General features: G+C 42.5%; 16 protein-coding genes. 9 read left to right on the top strand and 7 right to left on the bottom strand.

Annotation, left to right across the window (positions count from 1 at the left end; genetic code table 11):
* Positions 1 to 125: 125 nt before the first annotated feature.
* The gene (mce, locus tag HUW51_RS19805; protein ID WP_185271352.1) at positions 126 to 527 is read right to left on the bottom strand and encodes a methylmalonyl-CoA epimerase; all 402 of its coding nucleotides are present in this window, start codon (positions 525 to 527) and stop codon (positions 126 to 128) included.
* An 84-nt stretch (positions 528 to 611) separates the two neighbouring features.
* Between mce and HUW51_RS19800 the strand changes: the two genes are divergently transcribed.
* Positions 612 to 1,772 (top strand): IscS subfamily cysteine desulfurase, encoded by a 1,161-nt coding sequence (locus tag HUW51_RS19800; protein WP_185271351.1) that lies wholly within the window; start codon positions 612 to 614, stop codon positions 1,770 to 1,772.
* Positions 1,773 to 1,797: 25 nt separating this feature from the next.
* On the opposite strand, the gene HUW51_RS19795 is transcribed toward HUW51_RS19800, so the two are convergent.
* Together HUW51_RS19795 and HUW51_RS19790 are read right to left on the bottom strand one after the other, a co-directional pair.
* Positions 1,798 to 2,610, bottom strand: a complete 813-nt coding sequence (locus HUW51_RS19795; RefSeq protein WP_185271350.1) for a M48 family metallopeptidase — start codon at positions 2,608 to 2,610, stop codon at positions 1,798 to 1,800.
* Positions 2,611 to 3,099: 489 nt separating this feature from the next.
* On the bottom strand, positions 3,100 to 3,891 hold the full coding sequence (locus HUW51_RS19790) for a murein L,D-transpeptidase catalytic domain family protein (protein WP_228466770.1): 792 nt from the start codon (positions 3,889 to 3,891) through the stop codon (positions 3,100 to 3,102).
* Between the two features lie 157 nt (positions 3,892 to 4,048).
* Here HUW51_RS19790 and HUW51_RS19785 point away from each other — a divergent pair, with 157 nt between their 5' ends.
* Positions 4,049 to 4,417: a hypothetical protein gene (locus HUW51_RS19785; RefSeq protein ID WP_185271349.1), complete on the top strand. Its 369-nt coding sequence runs from the start codon at positions 4,049 to 4,051 to the stop codon at positions 4,415 to 4,417.
* 57 nt (positions 4,418 to 4,474) lie between these two features.
* Here the strand turns inward: HUW51_RS19785 and HUW51_RS19780 are convergent, their stop codons facing one another.
* Positions 4,475 to 4,942, bottom strand: a complete 468-nt coding sequence (locus HUW51_RS19780; RefSeq protein ID WP_185271348.1) for a DUF4199 domain-containing protein — start codon at positions 4,940 to 4,942, stop codon at positions 4,475 to 4,477.
* Positions 4,943 to 5,288: 346 nt separating this feature from the next.
* Between HUW51_RS19780 and HUW51_RS19775 the strand changes: the two genes are divergently transcribed.
* Positions 5,289 to 6,905, top strand: coding sequence for an ABC-F family ATP-binding cassette domain-containing protein (locus tag HUW51_RS19775; protein ID WP_185271347.1), 1,617 nt, complete (start codon positions 5,289 to 5,291; stop codon positions 6,903 to 6,905).
* A gap of 79 nt (positions 6,906 to 6,984) precedes the next feature.
* Positions 6,985 to 7,821 (top strand): hypothetical protein, encoded by an 837-nt coding sequence (locus HUW51_RS19770; RefSeq protein WP_185271346.1) that lies wholly within the window; start codon positions 6,985 to 6,987, stop codon positions 7,819 to 7,821.
* Between the two features lie 72 nt (positions 7,822 to 7,893).
* On the opposite strand, the gene HUW51_RS19765 is transcribed toward HUW51_RS19770, so the two are convergent.
* Positions 7,894 to 8,046 carry a lmo0937 family membrane protein gene (locus HUW51_RS19765; protein WP_115372857.1) on the bottom strand — a complete coding sequence of 51 codons (153 nt, stop codon included), beginning with the start codon at positions 8,044 to 8,046 and terminating at the stop codon, positions 7,894 to 7,896.
* Between the two features lie 41 nt (positions 8,047 to 8,087).
* A complete protein-coding gene (locus HUW51_RS19760) occupies positions 8,088 to 8,240 on the bottom strand; it encodes a lmo0937 family membrane protein (RefSeq protein ID WP_185271345.1) in 153 nt (50 codons plus the stop codon).
* 398 nt (positions 8,241 to 8,638) lie between these two features.
* On the opposite strand from HUW51_RS19760, the gene HUW51_RS19755 reads away from it, so the two are divergent.
* Positions 8,639 to 9,526 carry a 3-hydroxyacyl-CoA dehydrogenase family protein gene (locus HUW51_RS19755; protein ID WP_185274598.1) on the top strand — a complete coding sequence of 296 codons (888 nt, stop codon included), beginning with the start codon at positions 8,639 to 8,641 and terminating at the stop codon, positions 9,524 to 9,526.
* Between the two features lie 193 nt (positions 9,527 to 9,719).
* Here the strand turns inward: HUW51_RS19755 and HUW51_RS19750 are convergent, their stop codons facing one another.
* The gene (locus HUW51_RS19750) at positions 9,720 to 10,535 is read right to left on the bottom strand and encodes a 2,3,4,5-tetrahydropyridine-2,6-dicarboxylate N-succinyltransferase (protein WP_185271344.1); all 816 of its coding nucleotides are present in this window, start codon (positions 10,533 to 10,535) and stop codon (positions 9,720 to 9,722) included.
* 53 nt (positions 10,536 to 10,588) lie between these two features.
* Between HUW51_RS19750 and HUW51_RS19745 the strand changes: the two genes are divergently transcribed.
* The 4 genes from HUW51_RS19745 (at position 10,589) to HUW51_RS19730 (ending at position 15,553) form a co-directional block, all read left to right on the top strand.
* Positions 10,589 to 11,725: a glycosyltransferase gene (locus HUW51_RS19745; RefSeq protein WP_185271343.1), complete on the top strand. Its 1,137-nt coding sequence runs from the start codon at positions 10,589 to 10,591 to the stop codon at positions 11,723 to 11,725.
* A gap of 90 nt (positions 11,726 to 11,815) precedes the next feature.
* A complete protein-coding gene (locus HUW51_RS19740) occupies positions 11,816 to 12,817 on the top strand; it encodes a 3-oxoacyl-ACP synthase III family protein (protein ID WP_185271342.1) in 1,002 nt (333 codons plus the stop codon).
* A gap of 166 nt (positions 12,818 to 12,983) precedes the next feature.
* Positions 12,984 to 13,640: a metal-dependent transcriptional regulator gene (locus HUW51_RS19735; RefSeq protein WP_185271341.1), complete on the top strand. Its 657-nt coding sequence runs from the start codon at positions 12,984 to 12,986 to the stop codon at positions 13,638 to 13,640.
* 26 nt (positions 13,641 to 13,666) lie between these two features.
* The gene (locus tag HUW51_RS19730; protein ID WP_228466768.1) at positions 13,667 to 15,553 is read left to right on the top strand and encodes an Nramp family divalent metal transporter; all 1,887 of its coding nucleotides are present in this window, start codon (positions 13,667 to 13,669) and stop codon (positions 15,551 to 15,553) included.
* The last annotated feature ends 130 nt before the right edge of the window (positions 15,554 to 15,683 follow it).

The following is a 15,683-nucleotide window of genomic DNA, read 5'->3' as shown; positions in this document are numbered from 1 at the left end:
AAGATTAAAATCAAGCTAAATTCTAAGTAAAATAATAACTTAACTGAACCTATTTTTAAATTTTTCGGAAGCAAAAATGGAGTAGTGTGCCTTTTAGTTAATAGTTAATGTAAGGGTTAGTATTTTCAGGTTCTCTCCTGGCATAACTCAATAAGCACGCCGTTGGTTTCTTTAGGATGAACAAAGCAGATTAACTTATTGTCTGCTCCTTCCTTAGGCGTTTCATTTAGCAAGGTAAAACCGGCTTGCTTTAAGCGTTGCATTTCGGATTGTATATCGTCTACAGCAAAAGCAATGTGGTGGAGCCCTTCGCCTTTTTTTTGAAGAAACTTAGCAATAACGCTGGTTTCGTCGGTAGCCGCCAATAGCTCGATTTTGGTTTCTCCGGTTTTAAAAAAAGAAGTAATTACTTTTTCCGATGGTACTTCCTCGGTTTTGTAAGGTTGGGTGTTCAGCAGTTGCGCGTACAATTCGTTAGCCCGGGCCAAATCCTTAACCGCAATACCAATATGTTCTACTTTTTCCATTTTTACTTAATTTTAAAGCAAGTTAAAACTAAAACCGGCTAATGGTGTTTTTTTAGCGGCCAGTAAATTCTAGAATACACTTTGATGTTAAAATTTCCAATTTATTTAGATAATAACGCGACTACGCCGGTAGATCCCCGGGTGCTGGATGCGTTGTTGCCTTATTTTACGGAACACTTTGGTAATGCCGCTTCTCGGAATCATGCATTTGGCTGGGCCGCCGAAGAAGCTGTGGATTTCGCCCGGGAACAAGTAGCCGCTTTAATTAATTGTAAACCCAAAGATATTGTTTTTACCTCGGGAGCTACCGAATCGGTGAACCTGGCCCTAAAGGGCGTATTTGAAACCTACGCCTCTAAAGGGAATCATATTATAACGGCAGTAACGGAGCATAAAGCCGTGCTGGATACTTGCAAACACCTTGAAAAACTGGGCGCTCAGGTTACCTATTTACCAGTAAATTCCGAAGGGTTAATTGATTTACAAGAACTGGAAACCGCCATTACCCCGAAAACCATTTTAATAGCGGTAATGTATGCGAACAACGAAACAGGTGTTATCCAGCCGATCCGTGAAATTTCTACTATTGCCCATCAACACGGCATTTTGTTTATGACCGATGCTACCCAGGCTGTAGGTAAAATTCCGGTGGATGTAGAAGCTGATCAAATTGATTTATTGGCTTTTACCGGGCATAAAATTTACGGACCAAAAGGCGTGGGCGCTTTGTACGTGCGGCGAAAAAATCAGCTGGTTAAAATTACCGCGCAAATGGACGGGGGCGGCCACGAACGCGGCCTGCGCTCGGGCACCTTAAATGTACCGGGCATTGTGGGTCTGGGCAAAGCCTGCGAATTGTGCCTGCTGGAGATGCCCAACGACCACACCCGTTTAAAAACCCTCCGCGACCACCTGGAATCCGAACTACTACAGATTACTGATACCCAACTCAATGGCTCTAAGATGTACCGCTTACCCCACGTAACCAACCTTACATTTAAACACCTGGAAGGCGAAAGTTTAATGCTGGGCTTAAAAGATTTGGCAGTATCTTCAGGATCAGCGTGTACTTCGGCGGCCATCGAGCCCTCTTATGTGCTAAAAGCCTTGGGTTTAAGCGATGATTTTGCTTATTCTTCTTTGCGATTTGGTTTAAGCCGTTTTACAACGGCTGAAGAAATAGAATATGCCATTACGCACGTGCGCAACGTAGTAGATAAATTGCGGCAAATAGCGGCGCATTAAACCTATTTTTTAAAAATTTTAAATTCTACGGCGTTAAACCACCCGGTAAACCCTGCGGAAATTCCTGGTTAATGGCTTGTTCGATTTTGGTAATCCGGTTTTCCGGGTTAGGGTGCGTTTGGAAAAATTCGGGCGTGCTGGAAGCCCCGCCCCGCGAGGCCGCCAGAATTTCCATTACCTGCACCATGGCCCGAGGGTCGTAACCCGCTGCCGTGGTAAATCTTACCGCCAGATTATCCGACTGCAATTCATCGTCGCGGCCGTATTTTAAGGTCATTAGTTTTGCAATGGCCGCCGCCGCAATAGGACCGGCTACGCTGCGTGGGTTATCAGGGTCGTAGGTGGCAACACCGGCGGCTCCCGCTAATCCTTGAGTTAGTTTAGCTTTGGCTAATTGCTGTGCGGAGTGGCGGGCAACTACGTGGCCAATTTCGTGGCCCAAAACTCCCGCTAATTGCCCTTCAGTTTTTAGTTTGTTTAAAAGGCCAGCCGTAATAAATACCTGACCGCCCGGCAACGCAAAAGCATTTATAGTTTCTTCGTCGGCGAGTAAATGAAAATCAAACTGGTACGGGGTTTTACCGGCATCGGTTTGTTGCACAATACGCTGGCCTACTTCTTTTACCATAGATGCTTTTTGTTGATCAGGATGTAATCCGCCGTATTGCGCGGCCATTTGTGGAGCCGCTTGCAAGCCCAGGGCAATTTCCTGGTCTACGGTCATATCAATGTGTTGCACCTCGCCGGTAATGGTGTTTTCTTCCCGCTTACACCAATACGTAACCAGCGAAAAGCCCGCAATCAGCAAGGCAATAATGTATTTTAAAGCATTTCCCATAATAGTGCTGTAATCAGAATAAATTATTGGTTAAACCAACCTTGTACGCAAGAATTGTAACCACAGATTGAAAAGATTTAAGGCAGAGAGGTGGGTACTCCCGGTACAACCAATACAGACATGAGGAAGTGGCTTCTCGCCTATCTTCCTACATCAACGGCTAAAAATGCCGGATAGTTACACCGCACCTTCAGAGAATTTATGCTGCGTAATCCGGCTTATGAAAAGGGTTTTTAATTTTAAGTTGGTAGTTTACTTTCAATGATTTATATAGCTACACAACAAAAATACTTTAGATATTTTATCAATGCTTGTACCGCCCCAGTTGCTGTTGTTTTGAGTAAGAGTAAAGCCAATAAGCCGCCTTAAAATGGATTTTTTAAAAAATTTCTTTTCCAGCAACAAGATTATCTTCAAAAAAATATGGTAAATAAAAAAAGCCGTTCCAGGCGGTGCAGGAGCGGCTTCAAAATAAATTTTATTTCTAATTCAGGATGTAGCTTTCATCGGAAAAAACTGGGCGGCAAAAGTATCTATGGCTAATGCTTCGGTGAGGTACGGGGAAGCGTAATTTTTATCGGCACCGTAAATGTACAAACACGAATTATTTTTTATGGCACCTATAATGGCCTGGGTTTCTTTTACCGGCAAAGCCGGGCAGCCTAAACTGCGGCCCAACCTACCGTATTGTTTAATAAATCGCTCGCTCACGTAATCGGCTCCGTGAATAACTACGGCCCGCGAAAGCGCATTGGTATTAAAATTTTTATCGAGGCCGTTTAATTTTAATGACAAACCGTGTTTGCCCTGGTAAGTTTGGGCGGTTAAGTAAAATCCCAGGCTGCTTTTAAAAGAATTAGGCTTATTCGAAAAAAAGCGGGCATATTCATCGCCGGTGCCTTTGCCGTGCGCTACATAGGTGTAATACAATAATTTCTGATTTTTTAAATCCAGTACCCACAAGCGTTTCTGCCGGCTCGACCGGCTGAAATCCACAATAGTGACAATGGGCTTAATAGCAGTTCCGGCTTTGGCTCGCAAGTTATAATAACCCACCAGGGCTTTGCGGTAAACCGCTAAATTTAAACTGGTTTTAGCTAGCCCGGCTTTTTGGTATACCTGCCATAAATGCGTTTCGAAAGCCTGGGTTTTAACCGCCGTTGATATTGCGCCGGAGCCCGATTTAAGTTTGTTACCAGAAGAAACAGCCGCATAGCTAGTGGCCATATAGGCACCTAAAATACAAAAGAAAAAAGCCGCCCAACCTAATTTTTTATGCATACCCCTTTATAAAATGGTAAATTATGAACGACCAACAGTCTTTTTTATTTAATTTGTTCCAGTAAATAAAAGCGGGCAGTACATAAAACCGCTTTAAAACAAATTTTTATCCAGGTCCGGACCGCGCATGTTTTATAAATTTAAAATAATCATTTTTTTGATTTTCCTTTTAAGTCAGGTTATTACGATTAGTTGCCGGACAAAGAAAACCATTCCGGATTTTGATTCCCAAGCCTGGAAAAACGATGCGTTTGCCTGCCAGGATATCCGGAGTAAAATGGTGCCGAAGTTAAAAATTATCCGGCGCGATTTACGGGGATTAACGATACGGGAGTTGATGGATGTGCTGGGTAAACCAGATCTGGAAACTTTGCTGGCGGGCAATCAACGGATTTACCATTATTATTTATTTCCGGGCGATCAATGCCAGAATAAACGAAAAATGTCATCGGCTAATAAGTTAACGGTGCGCTTTAATGCCTTAGAACAAGTAAGCGAAGTGCTTTTTGAACAACCATTGCCCTAAAACAAAAAGGCCAAAACTTTGCAGTTTTGGCCCAGAAATTAGTAGCAACTGTAATTTTTAAAAATCTTTAGATTCGTGGCGGCTCCGGTCGAAATACATCATGGTAATATAACCGGTAAAGGTACCTATTATAATACCCAATAAAGAGTTAGCACCAAAAATCATTAAAGGCGAATAGTTAGAGCCAAAAAAGTCCATTAATCGCAAAGAAGACAAAAAGCTTTGGTCGATGAAGTAAGAATATACAAATAAGAATATCCCGAAAAACACGGACCCAACCAGCCCTACCAAAAAGCCAATACCTAAGCCGTTGAGGTAAAACATGCCCTTGGTTTTATGTTTCGAGAAATAAAAGATAGCCATAGCCGAAGCAATAACCACAAAAATCATGGATAAAAAGCGCACGGTATCGTTTTTATCTAAGCCTATTATTTTTAAAATTATAAAGTAAATAACCATGGCAATACCTCCGTAAATACCATAACGGAGCCCGGTTTTTTCAACTGAAGGATTAATAGCGTTCATATTCTAAATATTTTAATTTTTTTAAGTTAAATCTTTTTGCTTAACACCTGATAGCAAAATATCATTAAACCCATATACTTAAAACAAGCGCCATGCGTTGTGTTTCACCGGAAAAAATTCTTGTTTTTTATTTAAGTAAATTGTTAATCAAGGAAATAAAAATTTTAATTTAAGCTTTATAGAGGCTATACCTTAAAATTAACCTTATAAAATTTAGAGGAAGCAATTGCAATTTTTCCGCCCGATAGAGCTATTAAATAGCACCAAAATTTGCATTTAGCTGGACAAACCCGAATAAATTTTGTATTTTTGCACCCAAATTCAGAAATAATAAGCAACCAGATATATGATTAGTACTTCCAATGTAAGCTTGTCTTACGGTAAGCGGACATTATTTGAAGATGTTACCATTAAGTTTGTTCCGGGTAATTGCTACGGATTAATTGGGGCAAATGGCGCTGGGAAATCTACTTTTTTAAAAATTTTGTCGGGCGAGATTGAACCGCGCACGGGCAAGGTAGAAATACCGGCCAACCAGCGGATGGCCGTGTTACGCCAGAACCACTTTGAGTTCGATGAGTTTCCGGTAATTCAAACGGTAATTATGGGTCATAAACGTCTTTACGATATAATGCAGGAGAAAGACGCCATTTATGCCAAACCAGATTTCAGCGAAGAAGACGGTATCCGGGCTTCGGAGTTGGAAGGTGAATTTGCCGATCTGGAAGGTTGGAACGCCGAAAACGATGCCGCCACTTTGCTCAGCGGTTTAGGTATTGGCGAAGATTTGCATTATGCTTTGGTGAAGGATTTAAGTGGTAGCGAAAAAGTACGGGTTTTACTGGCTCAGGCTTTGTTTGGCAACCCTGATATATTGCTGCTCGATGAGCCTACCAACCACTTGGACTCTGAATCTATTTTGTGGTTAGAGAACTTCTTGGACCAGTTTAACAATACTGTAATTGTAGTATCCCACGACCGCCACTTTCTGGATTCGGTTTGTACGCATGTAGCCGATATTGATTTTGGTAAAATTAGCTTGTTTGCCGGTAACTACACGTTCTGGTATCAATCGAGCCAGTTAGCTTTAAAACAACGCTCCGAGGCTAACAAGAAAACCGAAGATAAACGCAAAGAACTCGAAGAATTTATTCGGCGGTTTAGCGCCAATGCTTCTAAATCCAAGCAGGCTACTAGCCGCCAGAAGTTATTAAATAAGTTAACCCTCGACGATATTAAACCATCGTCGCGGAAATACCCGCACGTGCAGTTTAAACAAGAGCGCGAAGCCGGTAACCAGCTTTTAACCGTAGAAGACCTGCAAAAATCGACGGAAGACGGTACGGTATTGTTTAAAGATGTATCCTTTACGGTAGATAAGAAAGACAAGATTGCAATTCTGGGACGCAATGATTTATCGGCATCTACGTTCTTTAAAATATTAATGGAAGAAACGCAGCCCGATAAAGGTACTTTTAAATGGGGAACTACAACCAACGTGGCCTTTTTCCCGAAAGACAATGCCGAATATTTTGATACCGATTTAAACCTGGTAGACTGGCTGCGGCAATATTCCGAAGAAAAAGACGAAAGCTTTATCCGCGGTTTCTTGGGTCGTATGTTATTCTCGGGTGAGGAATCGCTGAAAAAAGCCAATGTGTTATCCGGAGGCGAAAAAGTACGTTGCATGTTATCGCGCATGATGCTGCAAAGCGGAAACGTTTTAATACTCGACGAACCAACCAACCACCTGGACCTGGAATCGATTACAGCTTTAAACAACGGATTAAAAGATTTTGCCGGTACAGTTTTATTTGCTTCGCACGACTTACAATTTGTTGATACCATTGCCAACCGCATTATTGAATTAACGCCCAAAGGCATTATCGACAAACGCATGAGTTACGAAGAGTATCTGGCCGACGAAGCCATTAAAGATTTAAGACAAAAAATGTATGCCTAATGGCTTGTGGTTAATGCAACCATTTTGTTTAAAATGGCATCTTTACTAAATCATTGTAACATAATACAAAAACTATAAAATGAATTTCCTTTATATAAATAAAAAAGCTTTCGGTATTTTACTGGGAGCTTTCTTTTTTTACTCGGCAACCGGGGTGCAAGCGCAGGTAACGGATTCTACGAACCAAAAACCAGCGCTAAACAATGAGTTGCCCGGTGCCCCGGTGCCCATGCCTACCCAGCCGCGCCAAACCGCACCGGCTACGCAGCCGGCACCTCCGGTGCAACAACCCGCACCGCAGAAACAACCAACTCCCAGAACTACCCAGCCGCAGCAAGATGACCAGGGAGCGCCCGTGTACCAAACCGATCCTAACTTGGAACCGTTGCATCGGAAACCTGCCTCCGAATTAAACCAAGCCGGGGAAGATGGCCCGCAAACTTTTCTGGATCGCACCTTTATTGGTAGCACCGGCGGTTTAGGTTTTGGTTCTAATTCTTATTCGGGCACGTATTTTAACGTGAGCTTATCGCCGTTTATTGGGTATCGTATTTTAAACCGCTGGGCGGTAGGCCCGGGTGTTACTTACGAATACGTGGGCAGTAACGGCTACCATTTAAGTACTTACGGTGGCAAAATATTTACCCAGATAGATTTATTTAAAGGCATTTTGTTGCACGCCGAACACGAAATTTTAAGTGTAGCCGACCTGGAAATAAACCCGAGTAACCAGATTGTAGAAGTACGGCGCGGCATCAGTTCTACTTTGGCAGGTGGCGGTTACCGGCAAATGAGCGGTAATTTCGGCATGGACTTGTACATATTATTTAATTTAAATACCGGCTTGTACCAATACCGGTCTAACCCGGTAGTACGGGTAGGTTTTATTTATAACCTGCACTCCCGTAGAAAATAAAAAATTTTAAAAAATGAAAAACCACCTGCGCTAACAGGTGGTTTTTTTATGCAAAATAGTTTTTTAATTAAATCAGGCGCCTCTAATTAAACGAAGCAAAATGGCTATAACGGCAATTACCAGCAGAATATGAATTAATCCACCTACCGCATCCGGAAAGCCCAGAAAACCAATTAACCACAAAATTATTAGTACAACGGCGATAAGATACAAGGTATTTCCCATAGTTTTATTGATTTTTGATTAAGGTGATGTTGATGAATAAATTAGGCTCCTCGGATAAGCCGTAGTAGAACCGCAATAATGGCAATAACTAAAAGAATATGAATAAATCCCCCGACAGCGTCAGGGAAACCTAAAAAGCCGATTAGCCACAAAATGACTAATACCACAGCAATAATATAAAGCAAATTTCCCATAGTTTTATTTTGTTAGATTGGTTGGTTTTTATGAAAGTAGCTGGTTTATTAAACAGCTACTTTCCTTGTATAATGGTAAGTACGTACAAGCATCAGAAAAGATTTATATAGGACTATTTTCTTAATTAAAATTTATTTCAAACTCAATACAATATACAAAAATGGTATTCTTGCAAAATTTTGAACAAATATTTTCTTAATTTAAATTATATAGGAAGAATAAACCATTGATAAACTTATTTTATTGAAAATTTTTTAAAATATTATTTTTCTTATTGTAAAACTACTTTTTCACAATTTTAATAATCTGGTAAAAACCAGCATTTAAAATTTAGCGCAATAATCCGGAAAACGATTAAAGCAATGCTGCTTATATTTACAAAAAATATAGTGGTATGATAAAAAAAGTAGCCGTTATCGGATCAGGTACCATGGGCAATGGCATTGCTCATGTGTTTGCTCAACACAACTACCAAGTAAACTTAATTGATATATCGCCAGAAGCTTTACAGAAAGCTCAGCAAACCATTACGAAAAACCTGGATCGGATGTTGGCGAAACAACAAATTACCGAAGAACAAAAAAACGCGACCATTAAAAATATTACCCCCTTTACTGCATTAGCGGAAGGAGTAAGTGCCGTTGACCTGGTAGTAGAAGCGGCCACGGAGAATAAAGCAGTAAAACTGCAACTGTTCCGGGAATTAGATCAGCATTGTGCTCCCGAAGCTATTCTGGCTACGAATACTTCCTCTATTTCCATCACCGAAATAGCCGCGGTTACCAACCGGCCGGACAAAGTGATTGGCATGCACTTTATGAACCCGGTTCCCATAATGCCATTAGTAGAAATTATAAATGGCTACAATACAGCCGCCGCGGTTACCCAAACGATCTTGGAAATAGCCCGAAATTTAAAAAAAACGCCCACCGCAGTAAACGATTATCCGGGCTTTGTGGCTAACCGCATTTTAATGCCCATGATCAACGAAGCCATCTACAGCTTATACGAAGGAGTAGCTGGTGTAGCAGAAATTGATACGGTAATGAAGTTGGGCATGGCGCACCCGATGGGCCCTTTACAACTCGCCGATTTTATAGGCTTAGATGTGTGCCTGTCTATTTTAAGAGTATTGCACGAAGGTTTTGGCAACCCCAAATATGCTCCCTGCCCTTTATTAGTAAACATGGTACAAGCTGGCCACAAAGGCGTAAAATCCGGCACCGGCTTTTATGTTTACACCCCCGGCAGCAAAGATTTAGTAGTAGCCGAGCGGTTTAGGTAGTTGGTTGGAAGGTTGGAAGGTTTAAAAGTTGGAAGATTGGAAAGTTGGAAGGTTGATAATTTTTAAATTTATAAGTGCTTTAAGGGATACATCTTTTAAAGCACTTTTTCAATTATTAGCTTAATGTAAGATTTATATTATAGCTATTTAAATATAACTTTTCAACCTTCCAACCTTCTAACTTTCAACTAGATTACACCGCCACGCCGTTGTCGCGGAGGGCTTCGTTGAGGGAAGTTTTTAGATCGGTGCTTTCTTTGCGCTGACCGATGATTAAGGCGCAGGGCACCTGGTAATCGCCGGCCGGGAAGTTTTTGGTATAAGAACCCGGTATTACCACCGAACGAGGCGGTACGTAGCCGTTGTAAATAACCGGCTCGGGTTGCGTTACGTCAATAATTTTAGATGAACCGGTAATACACACGTTCGCGCCAATAACGGCCTCTTTACCAATGTGGCAACCTTCTACCAATATACAACGCGAACCAATAAAAGCGCCGTCTTCCACAATAACCGGCGAAGCCTGCACTGGTTCCAATACGCCCCCTAAACCTACTCCCCCACTTAAATGCACATTTTTACCAACCTGCGCGCAAGAACCTACGGTAGCCCAGGTATCCACCATGGTTCCTTCGTCTACGTAAGCGCCAATGTTAATGTACGATGGCATCATAATAACGCCTTTAGCTACGTAGGCGCCATAACGCGCAATCGCGTGCGGCACCACCCGTACTCCTAATTGTTCGTAGTTTTGTTTTAAAGCCATTTTATCATGGAACTCAAAGGGACCCACTTTAATGGTTTCCATTTTTTGTATTGGAAAATACATTAAAACCGCTTTTTTTATCCACTGGTTTACCTGCCATTTGCCATCAGCAAGCGGTTCGGCCACCCGCAGTTTGCCTTTTTCGAGCTGTTCTATTACTTCCCGTATGGCATCGGTGGTAGCGTTTTCATGCAATTTTGCCCGGTCTTCCCAAGCTTGTTCAATTAGTTCTTGCAACATCATGTTAGTCGTATATAAAAGTATATTCGTAGCGTAAAAGTAGCAGAATATACCTAATGAAGAAAACCCGAATTTTAATTGCCTCGGTTCTAAAGCCCGTAAACGATACCCGCATGTTCGAAAAAATCGGATCGTCATTGGCTCATTTACCCTATACCGATGTGCATATTGCTGGTTATGCGGGAGTTCTGCCCAAAACCAACTTACCCATTACTTTTCACCCTTTTAAAGAATTTAAGCGCTTAAGTTGGGGACGGGTAAAAACGCAATGGGAAATGTGGCAACTGCTGCGCCGGATCAAACCCGACTTACTTATTGTGAGTACCCACGAATTGTTGCTTGTAGCTTTAGTATTTAAGCTTTTTTTTAAAAAAAAGATCTGGTACGATGTCCGGGAAAATTATTTTTTAAATTTAACTACCCAGCAGTTTTACGGCGGCCTAAGCAAACGCATTTTAGCTTACACCATCCGCCTGATAGAAAGATTAAGCGCGCCATTTATTTCGCAGTTTTTACTGGCCGAGCAATCGTATGCCCAAGAGCTTTCTTTTGTACAGCACCGGTTTGTTATTCTGGAAAATAAATTTATTCCTCCGGCAAATAACTTTGCAGCCAGAAAAACTTACCCCGTAAAAATTAATAATAACCCGATAAAGTTGTTGTACTCCGGCACCATTTCGGAAATGCACGGCATTTTTGAGGCCATCGAGCTTTGCCGCCAACTGCACCAGGAGCATGCCAGCGTAACTTTAACCATTATGGGGTACTGTGCTATTCCCGAAACACTAGTCCAAATACGCGATCAAATAAAATCAAAACCCTACATAACCTTAATCGGTGGCGACAAATTAGTACCGCACTCGCAGATTGTAAACGAAATTAGTACCAGTCAGGTCGGACTGTTGCCTTACCAGCCGCATCCGAGCACTTTTAGGTGCATCCCCACGAAATTGTTTGAATACCTGGCCAATGGATTACCCGTACTGGTGCAAGAAAATCCGTATTGGGTGGAACGGGTTAATTCCAATCAGGCCGGTATTATGTTACATTTTAAAAATTTTAACGCTGCCGAAATTTTAAAAAAATTAAAAAGCCAGGAGTTCTACCCAGCCGGTCCACCCGAAGAAGCTTTCTGGAAAACCGAAGAAATTAAGCTAATCAGCTTATTTCGGCAAGAATTTAAACATCTTTAATCTATTAAACCCGTATACTACAAACTATTTTTAGACTAATCTAAATTTTTATTTTTAAATTATTATATTTGCTAAGGCTACCATAATGCTATGAGAAACTCGAAAATTGCCGGTGTGGGCCACTACGTACCCGAGAAAGTAGTTACCAACTTTGATTTGGAAAAGCTGATGGATACCTCCAACGAATGGATCCTGGAGCGAACCGGAATTGAAGAAAGGCGTTATTTTGAACCCGGCAAAGATACTACCGCCAACATGGGCGCTAAAGCCAGTTTAAAAGCTTTAGCCATGGCGGGTTTGCAAGCCTCGGATGTAGATTTAATTGTATTTGCCACCCTTAGTCCGGATTACGTGTTTCCGGGTTCGGGGGTGTTGCTGCAACGCGAGTTAAACATAAAAGAAATTCCGGCTTTAGATGTACGTAACCAATGTTCGGGGTTTATTTACGCCTTATCGGTAGCCGATCAGTTTATTAAAACGGGCATGTACAACAACGTACTGGTGGTTGGTTCCGAAATCCATTCATCGGGTTTAGATATGAGTAACCGGGGGCGGGCGGTTTCGGTAATTTTTGGCGATGGTGCCGGGGCCGTGGTCCTTACTCCAGCCGAAAGCCCGGAGACCGGTATTTTGTCGACGCATTTACACGCCGATGGCGAACTGGCCGAAGAGCTGGCTTGCCTTACTCCTACCAGCAACCAGCCCGAACGCCTGACGCACGCCATGATTGATGATGGGTCTATTTACCCCGTTATGAACGGTCAAACCGTATTTAAAAATGCCGTTGTCCGTTTTCCGGAGGTGATTATGGAAGCATTAGCCCGGAATAATTATAAACCCGAAGATCTGGACATGCTTATTCCGCACCAGGCCAACTTACGGATTACCACATTTATTCAGCAAAAGATAGGCTTACCCGCCGAAAAAGTTTTCAGTAACATTCAGCGCTACGGCAACACTACGGCCGCCTCGGTGCCTATTGCTTTAAGCGAAGCCGTGGAACAAGGCAAGATAAAAGCGGATGATCTGGTATGTTTAGCCGCCTTTGGTAGCGGTTTCACCTGGGCATCGGCCTTAATCCGGTGGAGTTAGGTTTAGTTGATGGTAGATGGTCGATAGTCTACAGACCATTGTCATTAGTTCGTAGTCAAATTTAAAATTATGGTAGGGAAAAAGAAGTTTAGGGCTACACACTTTTCATAATCCTAAACTTTATAACTTTTCAACTTTTCAACTCTCTAACTTTCCAACCAAAACAGTGCTTAGTTACACCGAAGAAAATTATATCAAAACTATTTACAAGCTATCGCAAAATGGGACGAAAGAAGTAAATACCAACGCTATTGCCGAAACCCTTCAGACCAAAGCGGCATCGGTGAGTGATATGCTCCGGAAATTAAGCAGTAAAAATATTATCTCTTATGTTAAATACCGGGGTGTTTCGTTGTCGCCGGAAGGCAAGCAAATGGCCTTGCAGATTATCCGCAAGCACCGGCTTTGGGAAGTTTTTTTAGTGGAGAAATTACGTTTTAACTGGGACGAAGTACACGAAGTAGCCGAAGAGTTGGAACACATTAGTTCGCCGTTATTAGTGCAACGCCTGGATGAATTTCTGGGCTATCCGCAAACCGATCCGCACGGCGACCCTATCCCTTCGGCTGATGGCATCATGCCCAATCCTGAAAAAGTACTGGCCGCCGACTTAGCGGTAAATGCCTCCGGCGTAGTGAGTGGGGTAAATGACACGCAGCCTTTGTTTCTGCAGCATTTAGATAAAATTGGCTTACGTCTGGGCATGAAAATCACCGTACTGGAGCAGATCGCTTACGACAAATCCCTGGAAATAAAATTAGAGAATAACAAAACGCTGATTATTTCGCACGAAGTAGCCCGCAATTTACTTGTTTCGGTTTAAAATTTTAAAAAAATCAAGTTCGGCGTATGATAAAACAAGACTCCATGCCTATGGGTAAATCTTTAGAAGAAGTAAATGCCTCCGTAGACACTACCCAGCAAACGGGTTTCTGGCGCAAGTTACTTTCTTTTATGGGTCCCGCTTATCTGGTAAGCGTCGGGTACATGGACCCCGGCAACTGGGCCACCGACCTGGCCGGAGGTAGTCAGTTTGGCTATAAACTGCTGTGGGTTTTGTTAATGTCCAACTTAATGGCTTTGTTGCTGCAAAGCTTAAGCGCCCGCCTGGGAGTAGTGCGCGGCAAAGATTTGGCCCAGGCCTCCCGCGAAACCTATCCCCGGGCGATAAACGTGCCTTTGTACATTTTAGCCGAAATTGCCATTGCGGCCTGCGATTTAGCCGAAGTATTGGGGATGGCGATTGGTTTGCAATTATTGTTTGACATACCGCTGATCTGGGGCGTAAGCATTACGGTACTCGATACCTTTTTGCTGTTATTTTTGATAAACCAGGGCATGCGTAAAATGGAAGCCTTTATTCTGGTATTAGTAAGCATTATCGGGGGGGCTTTTGTGCTCGAAATGTTTTTTGCGAAACCAGGTTTAAACGAAGTTGCTTCGGGCCTGGTACCTTCTATCCCCAATAACGAAGCCTTGTACATTGCCATCGGGATAATTGGGGCAACGGTAATGCCGCATAACTTATACTTGCATTCATCGCTGGTGCAAACCCGTAAATTTGAGCGTAGCGTAGCAGGCATCCGGCGGGCCATTAAGTTTAATTTTATCGATTCGGCGGTAGCTTTAAACCTGGCTTTTTTTGTAAACGCGGCCATTTTAATTTTAGCGGCGGCTACGTTTTATAAAAATGGCATGCACCACGTGGCCGAAATTAAAGATGCGCATAAGTTTTTAGCGCCCTTACTCGGTAGTAAATGGGCGCCCATTTTGTTTGCCGTAGCTTTAATTGCGGCAGGCCAAAGTTCTACCCTTACCGGCACCCTGGCCGGGCAAATTGTAATGGAAGGTTATTTAAATTTCCGGATACAACCCTGGCTCCGGCGCATGATTACCCGTTTACTGGCGGTAGGCCCGGCCTTGTTCGTGATTATTTACTTCGGCGAAGAATATACCGGTAAGTTATTGGTATTTAGTCAGGTAGTACTTAGTATGCAACTAGGTTTTGCCATTATTCCTTTAATTCATTTTGTGAGTAGTAAAACCCGGATGGGCGATTTTGTCATTGGCAAATGGCTTAAAGTATCCGCGTGGTTGGTGGCCAGTACCATTGTTATCCTCAATATAAAACTGGTTTACGAAGAATTATCCGGTTGGCTGGCTTCCTCCTCCTACCCTACGGTAATCTGGTTAACCGCGGTTCCGGTAGCGGTAGCTTGTTTGTTTTTACTTTTGTATATCACCTTTCAACCGTTGGTGGTAAAAGCCCTGCAGCACCATCCGGTAGGTTCCCATTTTCAGCCGGTAGAATACCAACCGCTGGCAAAACCCATTTACACGCGGGTGGCCATTGCCCTGGATTTTAGCGAAGTAGATAAACACGTTATCAATAATGCCTTGGCCATTGGTAACCAGGCCGCCGAGTACGTAATTATTCATATCGTGGAAACGGCCGGCGCTTTGGTGATGGGGCCCGACATTAAAGATTACGAAACCAGCTCAGATCAGCTAAACCTGGACCGGTACGCCAAAGATTTACGGGGAAAAGGATATAAAGTCACTGTGAAATTAGGCTATGGTAATCCTAAAAAGTGCATCCCTAAAATCGTAAAAGAATTTAATGCCGAGCTTTTGGTAATGGGTTCGCATGGCCACCAGCTCATGAAAGATTTAATTCTGGGTACTACCATCGATTCGGTACGGCATTCCGTTAAAATTCCGGTTCTGATTGTTTAGGGTTTTGTTCCGAGGGCTTCCGAAAATCAAATTTTTTAAAAATTTATCTTTTAACCAGCTTTTTAAAGCCGGAACGAATACCGTTTAGTCCGATGTTCTGTTAAAAATTAATATCTTATTTTTGCTGTAA

The sequence above is a fragment of the Adhaeribacter swui genome (genome assembly GCF_014217805.1).
In the GTDB taxonomy this organism is placed as follows: domain Bacteria; phylum Bacteroidota; class Bacteroidia; order Cytophagales; family Hymenobacteraceae; genus Adhaeribacter; species Adhaeribacter swui.
Note: the sequence above shows the minus strand (reverse complement) of the source record. Positions and strands in the feature narration are given on the sequence as shown.

Coding starts and splice junctions, on each gene's coding strand:
- HUW51_RS19800 (WP_185271351.1), top strand. CDS start 612: ATGTTAAAATTTCCAATTTATTTAGATAATAACGCGACTACGCCGGTA.
- HUW51_RS19765 (WP_115372857.1), bottom strand. CDS start 8,046: ATGGGAAATACCTTGTATCTTATCGCCGTTGTACTAATAATTTTGTGG.
- HUW51_RS19740 (WP_185271342.1), top strand. CDS start 11,816: ATGAGAAACTCGAAAATTGCCGGTGTGGGCCACTACGTACCCGAGAAA.
- HUW51_RS19760 (WP_185271345.1), bottom strand. CDS start 8,240: ATGGGAAATTTGCTTTATATTATTGCTGTGGTATTAGTCATTTTGTGG.
- HUW51_RS19775 (WP_185271347.1), top strand. CDS start 5,289: ATGATTAGTACTTCCAATGTAAGCTTGTCTTACGGTAAGCGGACATTA.
- HUW51_RS19750 (WP_185271344.1), bottom strand. CDS start 10,535: ATGATGTTGCAAGAACTAATTGAACAAGCTTGGGAAGACCGGGCAAAA.
- mce (WP_185271352.1), bottom strand. CDS start 527: ATGGAAAAAGTAGAACATATTGGTATTGCGGTTAAGGATTTGGCCCGG.
- HUW51_RS19730 (WP_228466768.1), top strand. CDS start 13,667: ATGATAAAACAAGACTCCATGCCTATGGGTAAATCTTTAGAAGAAGTA.
- HUW51_RS19790 (WP_228466770.1), bottom strand. CDS start 3,891: ATGCATAAAAAATTAGGTTGGGCGGCTTTTTTCTTTTGTATTTTAGGT.
- HUW51_RS19780 (WP_185271348.1), bottom strand. CDS start 4,942: ATGAACGCTATTAATCCTTCAGTTGAAAAAACCGGGCTCCGTTATGGT.
- HUW51_RS19770 (WP_185271346.1), top strand. CDS start 6,985: ATGAATTTCCTTTATATAAATAAAAAAGCTTTCGGTATTTTACTGGGA.
- HUW51_RS19795 (WP_185271350.1), bottom strand. CDS start 2,610: ATGGGAAATGCTTTAAAATACATTATTGCCTTGCTGATTGCGGGCTTT.
- HUW51_RS19745 (WP_185271343.1), top strand. CDS start 10,589: ATGAAGAAAACCCGAATTTTAATTGCCTCGGTTCTAAAGCCCGTAAAC.